The 19,103-nt window shown below is 67.6% G+C and carries 13 protein-coding genes; 11 read left to right on the forward strand and 2 right to left on the reverse strand.

From position 1 onward, the window contains the following. Positions 1-699 precede the first annotated feature (699 nt). The 4 genes from Q3866_RS05575 to Q3866_RS05590 all read left to right on the forward strand — a co-directional run bounded on the left by Q3866_RS05575 (position 700) and on the right by Q3866_RS05590 (position 6,015). Positions 700-1,590, forward strand: a complete 891-nt coding sequence (locus Q3866_RS05575; protein ID WP_301830257.1) for a xanthine dehydrogenase family protein subunit M — start codon at positions 700-702, stop codon at positions 1,588-1,590. After that, positions 1,581-2,141: a (2Fe-2S)-binding protein gene (locus tag Q3866_RS05580; protein ID WP_301830262.1), complete on the forward strand. Its 561-nt coding sequence runs from the start codon at positions 1,581-1,583 to the stop codon at positions 2,139-2,141. Before Q3866_RS05575 ends, Q3866_RS05580 begins: the two co-directional genes overlap by 10 nt. Next, the gene (locus Q3866_RS05585; RefSeq protein WP_301830263.1) at positions 2,138-4,504 is read left to right on the forward strand and encodes a xanthine dehydrogenase family protein molybdopterin-binding subunit; all 2,367 of its coding nucleotides are present in this window, start codon (positions 2,138-2,140) and stop codon (positions 4,502-4,504) included. Before Q3866_RS05580 ends, Q3866_RS05585 begins: the two co-directional genes overlap by 4 nt. 305 nt (positions 4,505-4,809) lie before the next feature. Continuing rightward, positions 4,810-6,015, forward strand: coding sequence for a MalY/PatB family protein (locus Q3866_RS05590; protein ID WP_301830269.1), 1,206 nt, complete (start codon positions 4,810-4,812; stop codon positions 6,013-6,015). Between the two features lie 167 nt (positions 6,016-6,182). Here Q3866_RS05590 and ppdK read toward each other — a convergent pair whose 3' ends face one another. Both ppdK and murQ read right to left on the reverse strand, forming a co-directional pair. Continuing rightward, positions 6,183-8,969, reverse strand: a complete 2,787-nt coding sequence (gene ppdK, locus Q3866_RS05595) for a pyruvate, phosphate dikinase (protein ID WP_301830270.1) — start codon at positions 8,967-8,969, stop codon at positions 6,183-6,185. 479 nt (positions 8,970-9,448) lie between these two features. Beyond that, on the reverse strand, positions 9,449-10,354 hold the full coding sequence (murQ, locus tag Q3866_RS05600) for an N-acetylmuramic acid 6-phosphate etherase (RefSeq protein WP_301830272.1): 906 nt from the start codon (positions 10,352-10,354) through the stop codon (positions 9,449-9,451). A gap of 117 nt (positions 10,355-10,471) precedes the next feature. On the opposite strand from murQ, the gene Q3866_RS05605 reads away from it, so the two are divergent. The 7 genes from Q3866_RS05605 (at position 10,472) to rsmI (ending at position 18,991) form a co-directional block, all read left to right on the forward strand. Then, positions 10,472-11,308 (forward strand): Nif3-like dinuclear metal center hexameric protein, encoded by an 837-nt coding sequence (locus Q3866_RS05605; RefSeq protein WP_293673793.1) that lies wholly within the window; start codon positions 10,472-10,474, stop codon positions 11,306-11,308. A gap of 234 nt (positions 11,309-11,542) precedes the next feature. Continuing rightward, positions 11,543-12,064, forward strand: a complete 522-nt coding sequence (locus tag Q3866_RS05610; RefSeq protein ID WP_301830276.1) for a MarR family winged helix-turn-helix transcriptional regulator — start codon at positions 11,543-11,545, stop codon at positions 12,062-12,064. After that, entirely contained in the window at positions 12,061-13,791 is a 1,731-nt protein-coding gene (locus Q3866_RS05615; protein WP_301830278.1) for an ABC transporter ATP-binding protein, read from the forward strand. Before Q3866_RS05610 ends, Q3866_RS05615 begins: the two co-directional genes overlap by 4 nt. A gap of 8 nt (positions 13,792-13,799) precedes the next feature. Continuing rightward, positions 13,800-15,641: an ABC transporter ATP-binding protein gene (locus Q3866_RS05620; protein WP_301830282.1), complete on the forward strand. Its 1,842-nt coding sequence runs from the start codon at positions 13,800-13,802 to the stop codon at positions 15,639-15,641. Between the two features lie 24 nt (positions 15,642-15,665). Beyond that, on the forward strand, positions 15,666-16,991 hold the full coding sequence (locus tag Q3866_RS05625; protein ID WP_301830284.1) for an alpha-L-fucosidase: 1,326 nt from the start codon (positions 15,666-15,668) through the stop codon (positions 16,989-16,991). A gap of 12 nt (positions 16,992-17,003) precedes the next feature. Further along, positions 17,004-18,080 (forward strand): glycoside hydrolase family 5 protein, encoded by a 1,077-nt coding sequence (locus tag Q3866_RS05630; protein ID WP_301830279.1) that lies wholly within the window; start codon positions 17,004-17,006, stop codon positions 18,078-18,080. A 77-nt stretch (positions 18,081-18,157) separates the two neighbouring features. Next, entirely contained in the window at positions 18,158-18,991 is an 834-nt protein-coding gene (gene rsmI / locus Q3866_RS05635; RefSeq protein ID WP_301830285.1) for a 16S rRNA (cytidine(1402)-2'-O)-methyltransferase, read from the forward strand. Positions 18,992-19,103 lie beyond the last annotated feature (112 nt).

A 19,103-nucleotide genomic window follows, 5' to 3' on the forward strand; every position in this document is an offset into this window, starting at 1 on the left:
CTCCTTGGTGGTGGCGGGCGACTGCGCCGTGCGTGCCACTTTAGTTTGCTAAAGTCGATGGCACTCACTTTAGCAAGATAAAGTAACGCGTGCAAGTTACGTCTCTGTTGCGGTGACGAGCCGGACGGCACTTGCGAAAGTCTGGGGCTAAAAGGCTTGTGGGGGAGTAGTGGGTCGCGTGAACGCTCGCCAACTGCGGGTTTTCGCTTGCTGCGGTCCTGGCTGCCCGCGGATGAGCTGTTTAGACCCAGACAAACGCAAGTAGGTTGGGCCGTTCTGACGACGTAAGTTCGTTTTTCTGAAGCTAACTGGCTGGGTTGGAGCATGGCCAACGAGCGGGCATTTGATTTATCTGAGGTTTTGCTGACGCGTGTACGCCGGTTACTTAGGGTCGAGCATTTAGCTTCAGGAAAACGGAAACGCCATCTTTCAAGATGGCCCGCGACGCGGCGAAGGTGTCTTCATGCGGGCGTTGCTCAGAAGATAGTCGAACGCGTGATTTGAACTTTTCCTGCAGGAAGGCCCCCTCGGGAGCCTTTTCCTTTAGGATTGGATGGTAAGGATTCAAGAGGGGGCGCCGCGCGCCATTGGCCTTGCACTTGCTGCCCATGCCCGGGTGGTGGCGCGAGGCCTTGTCATGTGGGCCCTACAGATGACCGCACGCGGGTGCGCGGCGCGGCCGATATCCGAAGGAGAAATGTGCTCCAGTTCAAGAACTACGCACGCCCCGACACGGTCGAGGAGGCGTACGAGCTTGTCCGCAAGGGTCGCATGAACCGCATCATGGGAGGCGGCGTCTGGCTTCGCCTCCAGGACCGCCGCATCTCGACGGTCATCGACCTGTCCTCCTGCGGCCTCGACAAGATCGAGGAGACCGAGGACGCCTTCGTCATCGGGTCCATGGTGACCCTGCGCCAGCTTGAGTGCCATCAGGCCTTCAACGACGCCACCTGCCACGTCTTCGAGCGCGCCGTGCGCGACATCGTGGGCACCCAGATGCGCAACCTCGCCACCGTGGGCGGCTCCGTCTTTGGCCGCTTTGGCTTCTCCGACGTCCTCACCGCGCTGCTCGCCCTTGACACCGAGGTCGAGCTCGTGGGGGCCGGCACCGTGAGCCTCGCCACCTTTGCCCAGATGGGCTACGAGCGCGACGTCCTCGCCCACGTGATCGTGCACAAGCACGACTACCGCGCGAGCTTCCAGGTCGTGCGCCGCAGCGCCACCGACTTCCCGGTGCTCAACGTCTGTGCCGCCGAGTGGGACGGCTGGCACGTGGCCGTGGGCGCCCGACCCACCCGCGCCCGCCTCGTCGAGGGCGCCGCGCTGGGCCTTCCCGCCACCTTCACCGCCGAGGAGCTCGCCGCCGCCTGCGAGCGCCTGGCCCAGCTGCCCTTCTCGGGCAACATGCGCGGCTCGGAGCGCTACCGCCGCCATCTCGCCCGCGAGCTGGGGCGCCGCGCCATCTGCCAGACCGCGGGCCTCGAGCCGCCCTCTCCGGACCCTGTGGCGCCCGCGCCCCGTACCGTCTGCGCGCACACGCTCGAAACCCCTGACCAGGCCTCGGAGGGAGGCGACCCCGCATGCTCGTAAGCTTCTTCATCAACGATGAGTACGTCTCCGAGGACGTCCGCCCCGACATGCGTCTGCTCGACTTCCTGCGCATGCGTGGCCTCAAGAGCGTCAAGTGCGGCTGCGAGACCACCAACTGCGGCCTGTGCACCGTCTGGCTCGACGACGTCCCGGTGCTGTCGTGCGCCGTGCTCATGTGCCGCGTGGGCGGCCGCCGCGTCACCACGCTCGAGGGCCTAATCGCCGAGTCGGCCGAGTTTGCCACCTGCATGGCCGAGGAGGGCGCCGAGCAGTGCGGCTTCTGCTCGCCGGGCCTCATCATGAACGTGCTTGCCCTCAAGCGCGACAACCCCGACGCCTCCGACGAGGAGATTCGTCGCGTGCTGTCGGGCAATCTCTGCCGCTGCACGGGCTACTCGAGCCAGATGCGCGCCGTGCGCCGCTTCCTGGGCCGCGCGACCGTGGCCGAGGGTGGCGTCGCCCACGCCTCGGTGGCCTCCGTGCCCGCCCCCGGCGACAGGCTCGCCGCCCGCATCGCCGCAGACGAGAGCGCCGAGGAGGTGCGCGCATGAGCACCATCTCGAACTTCATCGCCCCCGACGAGCGCGCTGGCGAGCTCGCGTGCGTCTCGCACGCCGTGGTCAAGAAGGACGCCCGAGGCCTGCTCCAGGGCCGCGCCGTCTACACCAACGACCTTGCCCCACGCGACTCCTACATCGTGAGCCTGCTGCGCTCGCCCCACGCCCACGCCCGCATCCGCTCGATCGACACGCACAAGGCCGAGCGCATCGACGGCATCGTGGCCATCTACACCTACGAGGACGTGCCCCACGAGCGCTTCACCCTCGCGGGCCAGTCCTTCCGCGAGATGAGCCCCTACGACACCCTCATCCTCGACCGCACCGTGCGCTACATCGGCGACGAGGTGGCCATCGTGGTGGGCACCGACGAGCGCGCCATCGCCGCGGCCAAGCGCCTCATCAAGGTCGACTACGAGGTCCTGCCCGCGGTGACCGACTTTACCCAAGCGCTCGACAACCCCGTGGTGGTGCACGACGAGGACGACATCCGCGCCTACATCCCCATGGGCGAGGACTTCTCGCGCAACCTCATCTGCCACGAGGTGTCCGAGGTGGGCGACCTTGATTCGGCCTTCGCCGCCTCCGACGTCATCATCGAGCACGACTACGAGACCCAGGCGGCCCAGCAGTCGATGATGGAGCCGTTCTCCTGCTACGCCTACACCGACGCCCAGGACCGCGTGTGCGTGGTCTCCTCGACGCAGGTGCCGTTCCACATCCGCCGCCAGGTGGCCACCGCCCTGCAGATTCCGCAGAGCCGCGTGCGCGTCACCAAGCCGCGCGTGGGTGGCGGCTTTGGCGCCAAGCAGACCGGCTGCAACGAGATCTACGCGGCCTTCGCCGCCTTCAAGCTGGGCCACCCCTGCAAGTGCATCTACACGCGCGAGGAAACGATGGCCTGCGCCAACACGCGCCACAAGATGCGCATGCACGTGAGGCTGGGCGCCAAGTCCGACGGCACGATCATGGCCATCGACCTCGACGTCCTCTCCGACGCCGGCGCCTACGGCTACCACGCGCCCACCACGGTGGGCCTCGCCGGCCACAAGTCGCTGCCCATCTACAACCACGCCCGCGCGAGCCGCTTCTCCTACGACGTGGTCTACACCAACACGACGCCCGGTGGCGCCTTCCGCGGCTACGGTGCCACGCAGGGCCAGTTTGCCGTGGAGAGCGCGGTGAACGAGCTGGCCGACAAGCTGGGCATCGACCCCTGCGAGCTGCGCCTTGCCAACATCGTGCACGAGGGCGAGACGTGCCCGCAGTACTACAACGAGGTACTGCGCAGCTGCCGCCTCGACGACTGCATCGTCCGCGCCAAGGAGATGATCGGCTGGGACGACAAGCCCCTCGCCCGCGACCTGGGCGACCGCGTGCGCGCCCTGGGCGTGGCCCTCACGATGCAGGGATCGGGCATCTCCAACGTCGACATCGGCAGCATCGACATCCGCCTCGAGGACGACGGCTTCTTCGTGCTGAACCTGGGCGCCACCGACGTGGGCACCGGCTGCGACACGATCATGGCGCAATTCGCGGCCGAGGTGCTGGGCTGCAGCCCCACCCAGATCGTGGTGAACGGCGTCGACACCGACACCTCGCCCTATGACTGCGGCGCCTATGCCTCGTCGGGCACCTACGTTACCGGCATGGCAGCCGTGTCCGCCGCGACCAAGCTGCGCGAGAAGATCTGCGAGCAGGCCGCAAAGTTCATGGACGTTGCTCCCGAGCAGGTCATCGTGGCCGACGGCCGCGTGTTCGTCGACGACGGCGCCGACGACGACGTGGTGACCGTGGGCCAGATCGCGTCGGGCAAGGTGCGCGAGATGACGCTCGGCGAGCTTGCGAACCGCTGCATTGGCATTGGCCTGCAGCCGGGCTACCTCTCGGCGCATGCCTCGAACTCGCAGCCCGTCTCGCCCCCGCCGTTCATGTGCGGCATCGCCGAGGTCGACGTTGACAAGGCGACGGGCGAGGTCACGGTGGTCGACTACGTGGCCGCGGTCGACTGCGGCACGGTCGCCAACGCCAACCTCGCGCGCGTGCAGGCCGAGGGCGGCATCGTGCAGGGCATTGGCATGGCGCTCACCGAGGACGTTCAGGTGGCGCCTGACGGGTTCCTCCGCACCCGCAACCTGATGCAGTACAAGATCCCGAGCCGCCTCGACGTGCCCGACATCCGCATCGACTTCTGCCCGAGCTACGAGCCCACGGGCCCGTTTGGCGCCAAGTCGATTGGCGAGGTCGTCATCAACACGCCGCTGGGTGCCATCGCCAGCGCCGTGGCCCATGCTACCGGCAACTACGTGCGCACCCTGCCGATCACGCCCGAGAAGGCCCTCTTCGGCGAGGAGTAGGGTGGCTCGTTCGTGGCCCCTGCTCCGCTCATAGCCTGACCCAGGCGCCCGCACGGCCCCGTTGCCGTGCGGGCGCTCTTTATGTTGCGTGCTTCTCGGTGGGGGCATGACAATGGGGGCATGACAGTGAGGACGTGCTTTCTGTCATATGAAAGCGCGTGATGGGGGCGGGTCTTTTATCGCGCAAAAACGTGCCAGAAGACACGTCCCTCTGTCACGCTCGGCCGTTTGCGGGCATCGTGGTATGCGTTTTGCGGAGTGCATGCTAACGTTATGACGTTTGCCACGAACGAAAGGACCAACGCATGAAGTATGACTTCACCTCTCACCTCGAGCGCCATGGCATGGACGCGGTCGCCGTCGACGGCCTGGGCGTGGGCCCCGCGCCCGACGCGCCCGCCGAGGGCTTTGACGCCATCCCCATGTGGGTGGCCGACATGAATTTCCCCACGGCGCCCACGATTACCGCGGCGATCATCAAGCGCGCCCAGCACCCAGCCTTTGGCTACTTTGACCCCACCGACGACTACTTTGGCTCGATTATCGACTGGCAGAAGACCCGCAACGACGTCGAGGGCCTCACGCCCGAGTGCATCGGCTACGAGAACGGCGTGCTGGGCGGCGTGGTCTCGACCCTCAACAGCTTCATGGAGCCGGGCGACAAGGTCCTGCTCCACAGTCCCACCTACATCGGCTTCACCAAGTGCATCGAGGACAACGGCTTCAAGATCGTGCACTCGCCGCTCAAGCTCGACGAGGACGGCGTGTGGCGCATGGACTTCGAGGACATGGAGGCCAAGCTCGCCGAGGGCAACATCCACGCCGCCGTGTTCTGCTCGCCCCACAACCCCTGCGGCCGCGTGTGGGAGCGTTGGGAGATCGAGCGCGCCATGGAGCTCTACAAGAAGTACGACTGCGTGGTGGTCTCCGACGAGATCTGGAGCGACATCATCCTGCCGGGCCACAAGCACATCCCCACGCAGAGCGTCTCCGAGGACGCGCGCAGGCGCACCGTGGCCCTCTACGCCCCGTCCAAGACGTTCAACCTGGCGGGTCTCGTGGGCTCCTACCACATCATCTACGACAAGTACCTGCGCGACCGCGTGTGCTCGCGCGCGAGAAAGAGCCGCTACAACCACATGAACGTGCTGTCGATGCACGCGCTCATTGGCGCCTACAAGCCCGAGGGCCACGAGTGGGTCGACGAGCTTACCCAGGTGCTGGGCGCAAACGTCGACTGGGCGTGCAGCTACATCGACGAGCACTTTGAGGGGCTGAGCGTGAGCAAGCCGCAGGGCACCTACATGCTGTTCGTCGACTGCACCGAGTGGTGCGAGAAGCACGGCCGCGACATCGAGTGGGTCGAGCGCGAGCTGTGGCGCGTGGGCGTTGACGTGCAGGACGGCCGCATGTTCCACGGCCCCTACCACCTGCGCATGAACCTGGCGCTGCCCCTCGACCGCGTCCAGGAGGCCTTCGCGCGCATGGACAAGTACGTCTTCAACGCGTAGAACCCACAGCGTGACATATGACAGAGGGACGGGTTCTTTGTCATATGACAAAAGGCATGTCCCCCTGTCATACCCCTGTCGTACGAAGGGGGCCGCAGCTTGCGAGTAGCTGCGGCCCCCTTGTTGGTTGATGGGCGGGGACAAAAGGCACGTCCCCTTGTCCCCGTCTAGACCTGCTCGGCGAAGGGCTGGCGGGCGGGGCGCTCGGCACGGCGCGGGTTCAGCGGCACGTAGGGGCGCGCCTTGCTGCTGAGCGTTGCCTGAGCGGCGGCCAGGCGGGCCACCGGCACGCGGTAGGGCGAGCAGCTTACGTAGTCGAGGCCCAGGTCATAGAAGGTGCGGATGGAGTCGGGGTCGCCGCCGTGCTCGCCGCAGACGCCCAGCGAGATGCCGGGACGCGCCGCGCGACCCAGCTCGCAGCCCATGCCCACGAGCTTGGCGACGCCCTCGTCGACCGTCTCGAAGGGGTTGCGCGCCAGGATGTTGGCCTTGAGGTAGCTCGGCAGCACCTTGCCCTCGACGTCGTCGCGCGAGAAGCCCAGCGCGGTCTGCGTGAGGTCGTTCGTGCCAAAGCTGAAGAAGTCGGCGTGGCGGGCGATGCGGTCGGCCATGACGGCGGCGCGCGGCAGCTCGATCATCGTGCCCACGGGAATCTCGCCCAAGCGCACGCCCGTCTCGACCTCGATGTCGATGATGGCGCGCTCGACGATGCCGCGCATCTCGCGGATCTCGGCGTTGAGGCACACGAGGGGCACCATAATGTGCGGGCGCGGGTTCTTGCCCTCGCGCTTGAGGCGCACCGTGGCGCGGGCGATGGCGTGGGTCTGCAGCACCGGCAGCTCGGGGAAGGCAAAGCCCAGGCGGCAGCCGCGCAGGCCCAGCATGGGGTTGGCCTCGGAGAGGGCGTCGATGCGGTCGAGCAGGGCGCGCAGGCGGGCGATCTCTTCGGCGGGGGCACCCTCGCTCTCCATGTGGGCGAGATGAACGGCCAGGTCGCGGGGGTTGTCGAGGAACTCGTGCAGCGGCGGGTCGAGCAGGCGGATCGTCACGGGCAGGCCGTCCATGGCGTCGAGGATCTCATAGAAGTCGCCCTCCTGAGCGCGCGACAGCTCGTCGGCCGCGGCGGCCCGCTCCTCGTCGTTGTTGGCAAGGATGAAGCGCTGGATGATGTCCTTGCGCTCGCCCAGGAACATGTGCTCGGTGCGGGTGAGGCCAATGCCCTCGGCGCCCAGCTCGAGCGACAGGCGGGCGTCTGCCGGGTTGTCGGCGTTGGCGCGCACGCCCAGGCGGCGCACGTCGTCGGCCCAGCCAAGGACCGTGGCGAGGTCGCCGGTGGTGCCGGGGCGCTCGAGGGCCGCAGCGCCCAGCATGACCTCGCCGGTGCCGCCGTCGATGGAGACGACGTCGCCCTCGTGCAGCACCAGGTCGGTGCCGGCGACGCTCACCTGCTTGGCGGCCGCGTCGATGTGCAGCGCGTCGACGCCGCAGACGCAGGGCTTGCCCATGCCGCGGGCGATGACGGCCGCGTGGCTGGTCTTGCCGCCGTGGCTCGTGAGGATGCCCTCGGCGGCGGTCATGCCGGCGAGGTCGTCGGGCGTGGTCTCCCAGCGCACCAGGACGCAGGCCTGTCCGGCCTCGGCGGCGGCCACGGCGTCTGCTGCGGAGAAGACCACGGCGCCCACGGCGGCGCCGGGGCTCGCGTTGAGGCCGCGGGCGATGACGTTGCGCTCGACACCCTTGGCGATCTGCGGGTGCATGAGCTGGTCGAGCTGGGCGGGGTTGATGCGCAGCAGCGCCTCCTCGCGGGTGATGAGGCCCTCGCGCTCGAGGTCGACGGCGATCTTGAGGGCCGCGGCGGCGGTGCGCTTGCCCACGCGGGTCTGCAGCATGTAGAGCTTGCCCTGCTCGATCGTGAACTCGATGTCCATCATGTCGCGGTAGTGGTTCTCGAGGATGCCAAAGATGCGCTCGAGCTGCTCGCCTGCCTCCTCGAGGCCGGGCGTGTGGCGCAGGGTTTCGATGGGCTCGGTGTTGCGGATGCCGGCCACGACGTCCTCGCCCTGGGCGTTCACCAGGTAGTCGCCGTAGAACTCGCGCTCGCCGGTGGCGGGGTTGCGCGTGAAGGCAACGCCGGAGGCGCTCGTGTTGCCCTTGTTGCCAAAGGCCATGGCCTGGACGTTCACCGCGGTGCCCAGGTCGTCGGCGATGTTGTTCTGCCTGCGGTAGAGGCGGGCGCGCTCGCAGTCCCAGGAGCCAAAGACGGCGGCCACGGCGAGCGTGAGTTGCACGGCCGGGTCCTGCGGGAACTGGCAGGCGCCGTTCTCGCCCACGAGCTCGGGGTGCTCCTCGGCGCTGACGTTCTCGGAGAAGATCTGCTTGAAGGTGGCGGCGAGCTGCTGGAGCTGCTCGGCGTCGAGCTCGGTGTCGGCGGCGACGCCCGCGGCGGCCTTGGCGTCCTTGATGGCGTCCTCGAACAGGTCGGAGTCGATGCCCATGACCACGTTGGAGAACATCTGGATGAAGCGGCGGTAGCTGTCCCAGGCGAATCGGTCGTTGCTCGTCTGCTTGGCCAGGCCTAGCACGCTCGCGTCATTGAGGCCCAGGTCGAGCACCGTGTCCATCATGCCGGGCATGGAGAAGGGGGCGCCGGAGCGCACCGACACGAGCAGCGGGTCCTCGGCGTCTCCCAGGCGCTTGCCGCAGCGGCGCTCGAGGTCGGCGCGGGCCTCGGCGATGCCGTCGAGCACGCCCTCGGGCCAGACGTTGCCACCGCGGGCGTAGTCCATGCATGTCTGGCAGGAGATGGTGAAGCCGGCGGGGACCGGAAGTCCGATGCGGGCCATCTCGGCGAGGTTCGCGCCCTTGCCGCCCAGGGTGAAGTTGTCGTGTGCCGTTCCCTCGGTGACGTCCGCGCCCGTCTCGTCCAGACCAAACCGCCAGATGCGCTTGTCCATCGCATGCCCTCCTGAGTCTAGGAACGGGGAGGCCCAAGCCCTCCCCGTTGTGCCTCGCACGCCCGTCACGTGCGACGTAAGGGAAGGTTAGCGCTGGTTGCCTTCTGAAATGACCACGAATACGTATACATATAACCCGCACAGTTGACTATCGATTAATGGTTAAGTTATGCGGCCCTGCGGTACGTGCGTGAGTGGGGCACATACCATTCGCGGCCAAAAAACGACCGTCTGAGGAAGTTGGCTCCGCAGACGGTCGCAAGAAGTTCGTATTCGGTTGGTGGCGCTGGGCGCTTGTTCATCCGTTCTACGTGTCGTCTGCCCCGGTTCGTCTGGTTTGCGTGTCGTCTGCTCCGGTTCATCCGTTTTACGTATTGGGAGGGCCCTGGGTGCGTAATTTGGATGAACGAACGGGGCGGATGCGTAAAACGGACGAGCGGGCGAGACGGACTGTCGCTGCGCCCCTCGCCCGCTGCGCTTTATGCCTCGTGGGCCTCTACGGCGGCTCGCACGTGGCCATGGGCGGCCTCGAGGGCGGCGGCCGCCTCGTCTGCGCTGCAGCCGAGCAAGATCATGGTGATGGCGCGCTTGGCGTTGTTCTCGGAGGCGGCAAGGGCGTCGGCGGCCTGCTCGCGCGTGCAGTCGGTGGCCATCATCACGATGTTCTGGGCGCGCACGCGCAGCTTCTCGTTGGACTGCTTCACGTCGACCATGAGGTTCTGGTAGACCTTGCCGGCCGCCACCATCGAGCCGGTCGAGATCATGTTGAGCACGAGCTTCTGGGCGGTGCCGGCCTTGAGGCGCGTGGAGCCGGTGAGGACCTCGGGGCCGCAGACGGGCTCGATGGCGAGGTCTGCCACGGCGCCGATCTTGGAGCCCTCGTTACAGGCGATGGCAACGGTCTTGCAGCCCACCTCGCGGGCGCGCGTAAGACCACCGATGACGTAGGGGGTGCGGCCACTCGCGGCAAGGCCAATCACGATGTCGCGGCTCTCGAGGGACAGGGCATCGAGGTCCGCCGCGCCCGCCTCGGCCTTGTCCTCGGCACCCTCGGCAGCCTTCACGAAGGCGCCCTCGCCACCGGCGATGAGGCCCACAACCGTGTCATAGGAGACGCCAAAGGTGGGCGGGCACTCCACGGCGTCGAGCACGCCGAGCCTGCCCGAGGTGCCGGCGCCCAGGTAGATGATGCGCCCGCCGGCGTTCAGGGCCTCGCCAGCCCAGTCGATGGCGGTGGCAATCTGGGGCAGGACACGGTCGATGCCCTCGATGACGCGGTTGTTCTCCTCGTTCATGACGCGAGCGATTTCGAGCGACGAGAACGTATCGAGCTCCATCGTCTTGGGGTTGCGCTGCTCGGTGGTGAGCTTGGTGAGGTCTAGCATGACGCCTCCGTTTGCCGACCATCTGGCCGGCGGTCGCTTGTTGGGCCATGCACATACTATATTGAGTTGGAGGCTCGGCCCATACCTATTCTGCGAACGCGACATTCGGAGGTATCCATGCTCATCAGCGAGGTCATCGACCGTGTCAAGGCTTACTGCGGCAACGACTGGGATGGTCCCATCTATGACGACACGACCCGCGACAAGGTGCTGTGGGGTGCCACCGACGTCGAATGCACGGGCATCGTGACCACGTGCTTTGCCTCGGCAGACGTCATCCGTGAGGCCGCGGCGCGCGGGGCCAATCTCATCATCTGCCACGAGGCACTCTTCTGGAACCACGGCGATCACACCTGTTGGCTCGAGAACAACAAGACCTTCCAGGCCAAGCGGGCCCTTCTCGACGAGGCAGGCATCGCGGTGTGGCGCCTGCACGACCATATCCACTCGGGTGCCCCGGAGGACGGCCGCTTCGTTGACAGCATCTTTATGGGCCTTGCCGACAAGCTTGGCTGGAGGGGCTACGTCACCGGCAACCCCGACCGCCCCATGAGCTTCGAGATTCCCGAGACGAGCGCACTCGACCTCGCGCGCTTCCTCGTGGGTCGCCTGGGCCTCAACGGCACGCGCATCGTGGGCGACGCCAACGCCCGCGTGCGCACGGTCATGGTGCCCACGCACCTCATAGGAGGTTCCGACAACATGGTCACGGCCCAGATGGACGCGGGCGTCGACTGCCTCGTGACGATGGAGGCGACCGACTACACCACCTCGGAGTACGTGCGCGACTCCGCGCAGCTGGGGCTGGGAAAGGCCATGATCTGCATCGGCCACTTCAATGTGGAGGAGCCGGGCATGGAGTACATGCTGCGCTGGCTTCCCGAGGCCACCGGCGCCAACGTCCCCATGAGCTTCGTGCCCTCCGGCGACCCCTGGACCTACGTGCTGCCGTAGCTGGGACGCACCTGCTTTCGCACCGAATCGGCGCGCTGAACGGCCGTTTGGCGCGTCGATTCGAGTCACCTCCGCTCCGCACCCATTTTTACGCGCTGGAGGGCCGCTGAGCACGTAAAAGCGGGTGCGGAGCTGGTTCAAGGGTCCTCTGTCTTACGTATTGCTTGACATGTCATGCAATCGGCGTATCCTACTGCGTCGGAAAATTGGTTGACATGTCAAGGAAGTGAAACCATGGACAACGAGAAGAGCCCCCAGCGTGAGGGCAGCTCGCTCTATGACATGCACACGGCCGTGCTGCGAGCCTTCCACGCCCAACGCGCGCTGCTGCGCCCCTACGGAGACGCCCTGGGCCTGGGCCCCGGGCAGCCCAAGGTGCTGTCGTACCTCGCGGCGCGCGGCACCTCGACCCAGCGCGACATCGCGGCCTACTTCGCGGTGGACGCCGCGGCGGTGAGCCGCATGCTCGACACCCTGGCCCGCAAGGGCATGGTGACGGTGGCGCCCGCCGAGACGGACCGCCGCGCCAAGGCCGTGACGCTCACCGAGGCCGGCCACGAGACCGTGCGCGCCTGGGACGAGCGCTGCGCCGAGGTCGAGCAGATCATGCTCGACGGCATCGACGAGGCCGACCGCGCCCAGCTCGAGGAGCTGCTCGAGCGCGTGCGCGCGAACCTCGTGGCGGCCCGCCGCGGCCGCGACGCCGCCTGCGGCAGCTCGCGCCTGGCCAGCGCGAGGGGAGGCGAGCGCGCATGAGCGACCTCAAGCTGATTCTGCGCTACCTGGGCCCCTACCGGCGCGACTTCGTGCTCGCGGCCATCTGCATGGTGTTCGAGGGAACCCTCGAGCTCATGATTCCGTTTCTCACCGCGGGCCTCATCGACCAGGGTATCGTGGCGCACGACCTCTCCAACGTCTGGGCAACCGGCGCGCTCATGCTCGCCTGCGGCGTCGTGGCCATGGGCTTTGGCATGGCCTTCTCGCGCTGCTCGGCCCGCGCGGCCATGGGCCTGGGCGCCAACCTGCGCGATGCCCAGTTCGAGGCGGTGCAGCGCCTGTCGTTTGAGAACCTCGACCACTTTGACACCTCGTCGCTCGTGACGCGCATGACCACCGACGTCACGGTGATCCAGAACGCGCTCATGAACGGCTTTAGACCCATGATGCGCGGGCCCGTCATGTTCACGGCGGGGCTTGTGCTCGCGAGCCTGCTGTCGCTGCGCCTGGCCTGCGTCTTCTTCGTGATGCTGCCGCTGCTTGCCACGGCGCTCGTGATTATCGTGCGCCAGGTGGCGCCGCTCTACGGGGCCCTGCAGCGCGTCATGGACGCCCTCAACGACAGCGTGCAGGAGAGCGTCACGGCCATCCGCGCCGTCAAGGCCTTCGTGCGCGACGAGTGGGTCGAGGGACGCTTTGGCGCGGTGAACGACAAGCTCGCCGCCACCTCCACCAAGACCTTCTCGCTCGCGGTGCTCAATCTGCCGCTGTTCCAGACGGTGATGTACGCGTCCGACGTCTTGATCCTCGCCCTGGGAGGCTCGATGATCCTCGCGGGCGAGCTCAAGGTAGGCGAGCTCACGGGCTTCATGAGCTACGTGCTGCAGATTACCAACTCGCTCATGATGATCTCCAACGTGTTCCTCCTCATGACGCGCGCCCTCACGAGCGTCCAGCGCGTGGGCGAGGTGCTGCGCGAGGAGCCCGCCATCGCGAGCCCCCCGCGCGCCATTGCCACCGTGCCGGACGGCTCCATCGAGCTCGACCACGTGAGCTTTCGCTACAACGCGAGCGCCGCGGAAGACGTGCTGCACGACGTGTGCCTCACGGTCCCCGCGGGCTCGACCGTGGGCGTGCTGGGCGGCACGGGCTCGGGCAAGAGCTCGCTCGTGCAGCTGCTCGCGCGCCTCTACGACGCAAGCGATGGACATGTGCTCGTGGGTGGCCACGACGTGCGCGACTACGACCTCGGGGCATTGCGTCGCAGCGTGGGCGTGGTGCTGCAGACGAGCGTGCTCTTTTCGGGAACGGTGCGCGAGAACCTGCTGTGGGGCCGTGCGAACGCCTGTGACGCCGAGCTGCTCGAAGCTTGCCGCGTGGCGGCCGTCGACGAGTTCCTCGACCGCATCGGCGGGCTCGACGCGGATCTGGGTCAGGGAGGCGGCAACGTCTCGGGCGGCCAGCGCCAGCGCCTGTGCATCGCCCGCGCCCTCGTGCGCAGACCTAAGGTGCTCGTGCTCGACGACTCGACGAGCGCCGTCGACATGGCGACCGACGCGCGCATCCGCGAGGGGCTTGCGGCGCTCGCGGACGTCACGAAGGTCATCGTGGCGCAGCGCGTGGCCAGCGTGGCCGACGCCGACCAGGTCGTGATCCTCGACAACGGGCGGGTGCATGCGGTGGGCTCGCCCGCCGAGCTTCTCGCGAGCGACCCCATCTACCAGGAGCTCTATCGCACTCAGGTTGCGGAAGGGGATGAGCGCTAATGGCCGTCATGACAACGAAGAGCGGATCTGCCAAGCCGCGCAACCTGGGCGCCGTGGTGCGCCGCCTGCTCGACTACATGGGCGCCGCGCGCGTCATGCTGCTCGTGGTGGGCGTGCTCGCGAGCGTGTGTGCCGTCTGCCAGCTGGCCGGCACCTACATGATAAAGCCCGTGGTGAACTGCCTCACGGCGGGTGACGTGGGCGGCTTCTGGGCGGGCGTGGCACTCGCGGCCGTCATCTACGTCGCGGGCGCGGCGAGCGCCCTGGGCTATACCCAGACGATGGTGCGCGCCGCCCAGCGCGTGGTTTCCGACATCCGACGCGACCTGTTTGCGCACCTGCAGACCCTGCCCGTGTCGTTCTTTGACCGCACCCGTACGGGCGACGTCATGAGCCTGTTCACCAATGACGTCGACACCGTGGCCGAGGCCCTCAACAACAGCTTCGCCAACGTCATCCAGGCGGCCATTCAGGCCGTGGGCACGCTGGTGCTGCTGTTCGTCCTCGACTGGCGCCTCTCCGTCGTGACCGTGGCGTGCGACGTGGCCCTCATCGCCTATGTGCGCGTCGCGGGCCGCAAGAGCTCGCGGTTCTTCTCGAAGATGCAGGGCACCCTGGGCGAGCTCGACGGCTACATCCAGGAGATGTGCGCGGGCCAGAAGGTCGTGGCCGCCTACACGCACGAGCGCGAGAGCCTCGCTGGCTTTCGCGAGCGCAACGAGCGCCTGCGAAAGCAGGGCACCGCGGCCCAGACCTACGCCGCCACGATGGTGCCCATCACCGTGGCGATGACCTACACCAACTACGCCATCGTGGCCGTGATGGGCTCGCTTCTGGCCGCGGCCGGCCTCACCGACATGGGCAGCCTCGCGAGCTACCTCGTGTTCGTTCGCCAGGCGGCCATGCCCTTCAACCAGGTGACGCAGCTGGGCAACTTCCTTTTGGGAGCGCTCGCCGGCGCCGAGCGCATCTTCTCCGCCATGGACGAGAGGTCCGAGGTGGACGAGGGCAAGGTCGAGCTCGTGCACCTGGGGCAGGACGCCCGGGGCCCCGAGCGCGCCGCGGCGGGTGCCTCGGGCTGGGGCTGGAGGCTGCCCGATGGCGAGGTGCGCCCCCTTGCGGGAGACGTGCGTTTCCATGACGTGACCTTTGGCTACGAGCCGGGTCACGACGTGCTCGCGAACCTGTCGCTGTTTGCCAAGCCGGGCCAGAAGATCGCCTTCGTGGGCTCCACCGGCGCGGGCAAGACCACGATCACCAACCTCATCAACCGCTTCTACGAGGTGGGCGCGGGCCAGATCACCTACGACGGCATCGACGTGCGCGACATCGGCAAGAGGAGCCTGCGCCACAGCCTGGGCATCGTGCTGCAGGACACGCACCTCTTTAGCGGCACCGTTGCCGACAACATCCGCTTTGGCAAGCTCGACGCCACCGACGAGGAGGTGCGCGCCGCGGCTCGCACCGCCAACGCCGATGGCTTCATCAGCCGCCTGCCGCAGGGCTACGACACCCTCGTGACGGCCGACGGCGCCAACCTCTCGGCGGGCCAGCGCCAGCTTTTGGCCATTGCCCGCGCGGCCGTGGCCAACCCCGCGGTGCTCATCCTCGACGAGGCCACGAGCTCGGTCGACACGCGCACCGAGGCCCTCATCGAGCGCGGCATGGACGCGCTCATGGCGGGGCGCACGGTCTTCGTCATCGCGCATCGCCTCTCCACGGTGAGAAACGCCAACGCCATCATGGTGCTCGAGCACGGGCGCATCGTGGAGCGCGGCACGCACGAGGAGCTGCTCGCGAGCCACGGCGAGTACTGGCAGCTGTACCATGGGATGAGGGAGCTCTCCTAACCCTTGCTCCATGTGCGCCTGTGCGTGCGCAGGCGCTTTGGGCGGCGGGTTTCCGAGACAAACACGACGTCGGGGCTCGCCGCCCCGCGATGGGAGACGCACATGAGCGAGCCGCTTGCGCGCATCAAGAACTACGAGGACATGGGCCTTGGCCTGTTCGTTCACTGGGGACTCTACTCGCAGCTCTCGTGTGGCGAGTGGACCGAGTTCATCCACGAGCGCCCCCAGGAGCAGTACGAGCGCCTGATGGAGACCTTCACGGCCGAGGACTTCGACGCGGCAGGCCTCGTGGCCGCGGCCAAGGAGATGGGCGCGGGCTACATCACGTTCACGACCAAGCACCACGAGGGCTTCTTCCTCTACGACACCTGTGGCCTGTCCGACTTCGACGCGCCCCACAGCGCGGCCGGCCGCGACCTCATCCGCGAGTTCGTCGACGCCTGCCACGAGGGTGGCATCAAGCCGTTCTTCTACATGGCCACCTATGACTGGCACAGCCCGCTCTACGAGACGGACTTCGACGCCTACCTCGAGTACCTGCGCCGCTCGGTCGAGATCCTGTGCACCAACTACGGCGAGGTGGGCGGATTCTGGTTCGACGGCAACTGGAACAAGAAGGACGCGGACTGGAAGCTCCCCGAGCTCTATGGGACCATCCGCAGATACCAGCCCGAGGCCATCATCATCAACAACACCGGCCTCAAGAACCGCGGCAAGATCATCGACCCCGAGATCGACGTCACGACCTACGAACGCCGCATCTCCGGCGAGGTCAACCACGGCCCGGCGGACGGCAAGTACGTCGCCGGCGAGGTCTCGGTCACCACGAACAAGCACTGGGGCTGCGCCGCGAACGACCTCGACTACAAGAGCCCGCGCGAGCTCATCGAGACCATCGCCAACGCCCGCCGCGCCGGCGCCAACGCCCTCGTGAACATCGGCCCCACGGCCACCGGTGCCATCGCGCCGCTGCAGCGCGAGTACCTGCGGCTCATTGGCCGCTGGATGAAGATGGCGGGGCCGTCCGTGCACACCGCGCGCCCCAGCGCCACGCTCGTGGCGAACGGCGGCATCCGCGACTTTGCACTCGACGACGCCGGCGTGAGCTACCTGTTCGTGCACGACCTGGCCATCGTGGGCAACGAGAACGTGACGCTGGGCGGCGAGGGCTCCAACCTCCGTTCGTTCACGGGAGCCACGCGCCCGGTCGCGCGCATCAGCTGGCTCGATGACGGCGGCGAGGTGCCGTTCATGCAGGACTGCGGGCGCGGCACGCTCACGGTCGACGCCAACGGCTTCACCTACGGCAGCGACTGGGTCGTGCGCATCGCACGCGTCGAGTATCGGTAGGGAGGCCAGGCCATGCTGCTGCACAGGTCTGAGCATGAGGGGCGCGCCGGGCAGTCCGCTCGCGTGCTCCATGGTGTGAACCTCGCGGGTTGGCTCGCGCTCGAGCCATGGGTGACGCCGTCGCTCTTCTCGGGCACCGGGGCCTTCAGCGAGGCGGAGCTCGCGGACGCCATGGCGCCCGGGCGCTTCGATGCGCTTCTCGCACGCCATCGCGCGAGCTTCATCGACGAGGGCGACTTTGCGCGCATCGCCCAGCGCGGCTTTGACGCCGTGCGCCTGCAGGTGCCGTGGTTCGTCCTGGGCGACGAGGGCCCCATGCCCGGGCCCGCCTCGGGCTGCGTCGAGTACGTCGACGCAGCGATGGACTGGGCCGAGGCCGCGGGCGTGTCGGTGCTGCTCGACGTCGCCGTGGCGCCGGGTGCGGACCCCACCTCGCCCTCGAGCTTCTTTGGCGACACGCGTACCTTCAGGCAGGCCATGCTCGACGTGGTGGGCTCGCTCGCAGACCGCTACGCGGACCGCGAGAGCTTTTTGGGCATCGAGCCCATCGACGAGGTGCGGGGACGCGCCCGCCGGGGCCTGTCGCTGGTCGAGGGCGTGCCGCCCCACCTCATCCGCAACTTCTACCGCGATGCCTACGACGTGCTGCGCGAGGCGGCGGGCGAGCGGCCCGTGCTCGTGCTGCACGACGCCTACCTGCCCGACGCCTGGCGTGCGTTCATGAGCCCCGCGCGCTACGTCAACGTATGGCTCGACAGCCACATCTACCACTACGACCAGGCCATGGGGGCGGCCGGCCCCGCCGGCGTGAGGCGCCTGGTCAAGGAGTCTGTCGACTACCTGGCCCGTGCGCGCAGGAGCGGCCTACCCGTGATGGTGGGCGAGTGGTCGAGCGCGCTGCCGCTCGCGAGCGCCGGCATGACGCCGGAAGGGCGCATCGCGCTCGAGCGCGTCTACGCAGCCGGGCAGATGGGTGCCTTCGCGGGAGGCGCCGGCTGGTTCTTCCAGACGTGGAAGACCGAGGCGAGGCTCTCGAGCTGGGATGCGCGCGTGGCGCTCTCGAGCTTTGAGACGGGGATGTTCGACTAGCGATGGGGGAGTGCGTGGAGACCAACGAGCAGCAGGTGGAGACGGGTGCCGGTGCCGTGCGAAGGGATGGTGGCGGCATGCTGAGCCTGGTGGGCACGCCCATCGGCAATCTGTCGGACGCGAGCCCCCGTGTGCTCGACACCTTGCGCGGCGCAGACGTGGTCTTGTGCGAGGACACGCGCGTGACCTCGAAGTTGTTGGCGCGCTTCGAGATTCGCGTGCCGCTCGAGCGCTGCGACGAGAACGTCATCGCGAGCCGCGTCGAGAGCGTGCTGGGCCGCGTGGCGGCCGGCGCGCGCATTGCGTTCGTGAGCGACGCGGGCATGCCGGGCGTCTCCGATCCCGGCCAGAGGCTGGTCGATGCCGCGCTCGACGAGGGCTTGCCCATTGAGGTGATTCCTGGACCCAGCGCCGTGACGTGCGCCCTCGTGGCGTCTGGTCTGGGCATGGAGCACTTCTTCTTCGAGGGCTTTCTGCCGAGAAAGGCCGGCGGGCGTGCGCGACGGCTGGCCGAGCTCGCCGCGATTCCCGGCGCGCTCGTGTTCTACGAGAGCCCGCGCCGCGTGGTCGCCACGCTCGACTCGCTTGCCGAGGCCTTTCCGGCGCGCCGCGTGGCGCTCGTGCGCGAGCTCACGAAGCTTCACGAGGAGTGCGTGCGCGACGTCTCCGGCGCGCTTGCCGAGCGCATCCGCGAGCGTGGCGAGGTGCGTGGCGAGTGCGTGATCGTGGTCGAGGGGCCTAGTGAGGCCGAGCTCGAGGGGCTGCGAGCGGCCGCGGCGAGCGGCCCGGCCACCATCGAGGAGGCCATTGCCGAGGGGCTGGCGGTGGGGGAGCCCAAGAGTGCTCTGGCAAAGCGCCTGGCCAAGCAGTTTGGCATCCCAAAATCCGAGGTCTACGACAAACTCGTCTAACCCCGCATGGCTGCAAAAGGAAACCTGCAAAAGGGACAGTCCCTTTTTGCAGGTTTCTTGATGTTGGTCTAGGTTACCCGCGCTTGGAGCCCTGACGGCGGATGCCGCCCTT

Origin of the sequence: uncultured Parolsenella sp. (genome assembly GCF_958346945.1) — a bacterium.
Lineage (GTDB): Bacteria > Actinomycetota > Coriobacteriia > Coriobacteriales > Atopobiaceae > Parolsenella.

Coding starts and splice junctions, on each gene's coding strand:
- Q3866_RS05605 (WP_293673793.1), top strand. CDS start 10,472: ATGCTCATCAGCGAGGTCATCGACCGTGTCAAGGCTTACTGCGGCAAC.
- Q3866_RS05585 (WP_301830263.1), top strand. CDS start 2,138: ATGAGCACCATCTCGAACTTCATCGCCCCCGACGAGCGCGCTGGCGAG.
- murQ (WP_301830272.1), bottom strand. CDS start 10,354: ATGCTAGACCTCACCAAGCTCACCACCGAGCAGCGCAACCCCAAGACG.
- Q3866_RS05610 (WP_301830276.1), top strand. CDS start 11,543: ATGGACAACGAGAAGAGCCCCCAGCGTGAGGGCAGCTCGCTCTATGAC.
- Q3866_RS05615 (WP_301830278.1), top strand. CDS start 12,061: ATGAGCGACCTCAAGCTGATTCTGCGCTACCTGGGCCCCTACCGGCGC.
- Q3866_RS05630 (WP_301830279.1), top strand. CDS start 17,004: ATGCTGCTGCACAGGTCTGAGCATGAGGGGCGCGCCGGGCAGTCCGCT.
- Q3866_RS05580 (WP_301830262.1), top strand. CDS start 1,581: ATGCTCGTAAGCTTCTTCATCAACGATGAGTACGTCTCCGAGGACGTC.
- ppdK (WP_301830270.1), bottom strand. CDS start 8,969: ATGGACAAGCGCATCTGGCGGTTTGGTCTGGACGAGACGGGCGCGGAC.
- rsmI (WP_301830285.1), top strand. CDS start 18,158: ATGCTGAGCCTGGTGGGCACGCCCATCGGCAATCTGTCGGACGCGAGC.
- Q3866_RS05620 (WP_301830282.1), top strand. CDS start 13,800: ATGACAACGAAGAGCGGATCTGCCAAGCCGCGCAACCTGGGCGCCGTG.
- Q3866_RS05590 (WP_301830269.1), top strand. CDS start 4,810: ATGAAGTATGACTTCACCTCTCACCTCGAGCGCCATGGCATGGACGCG.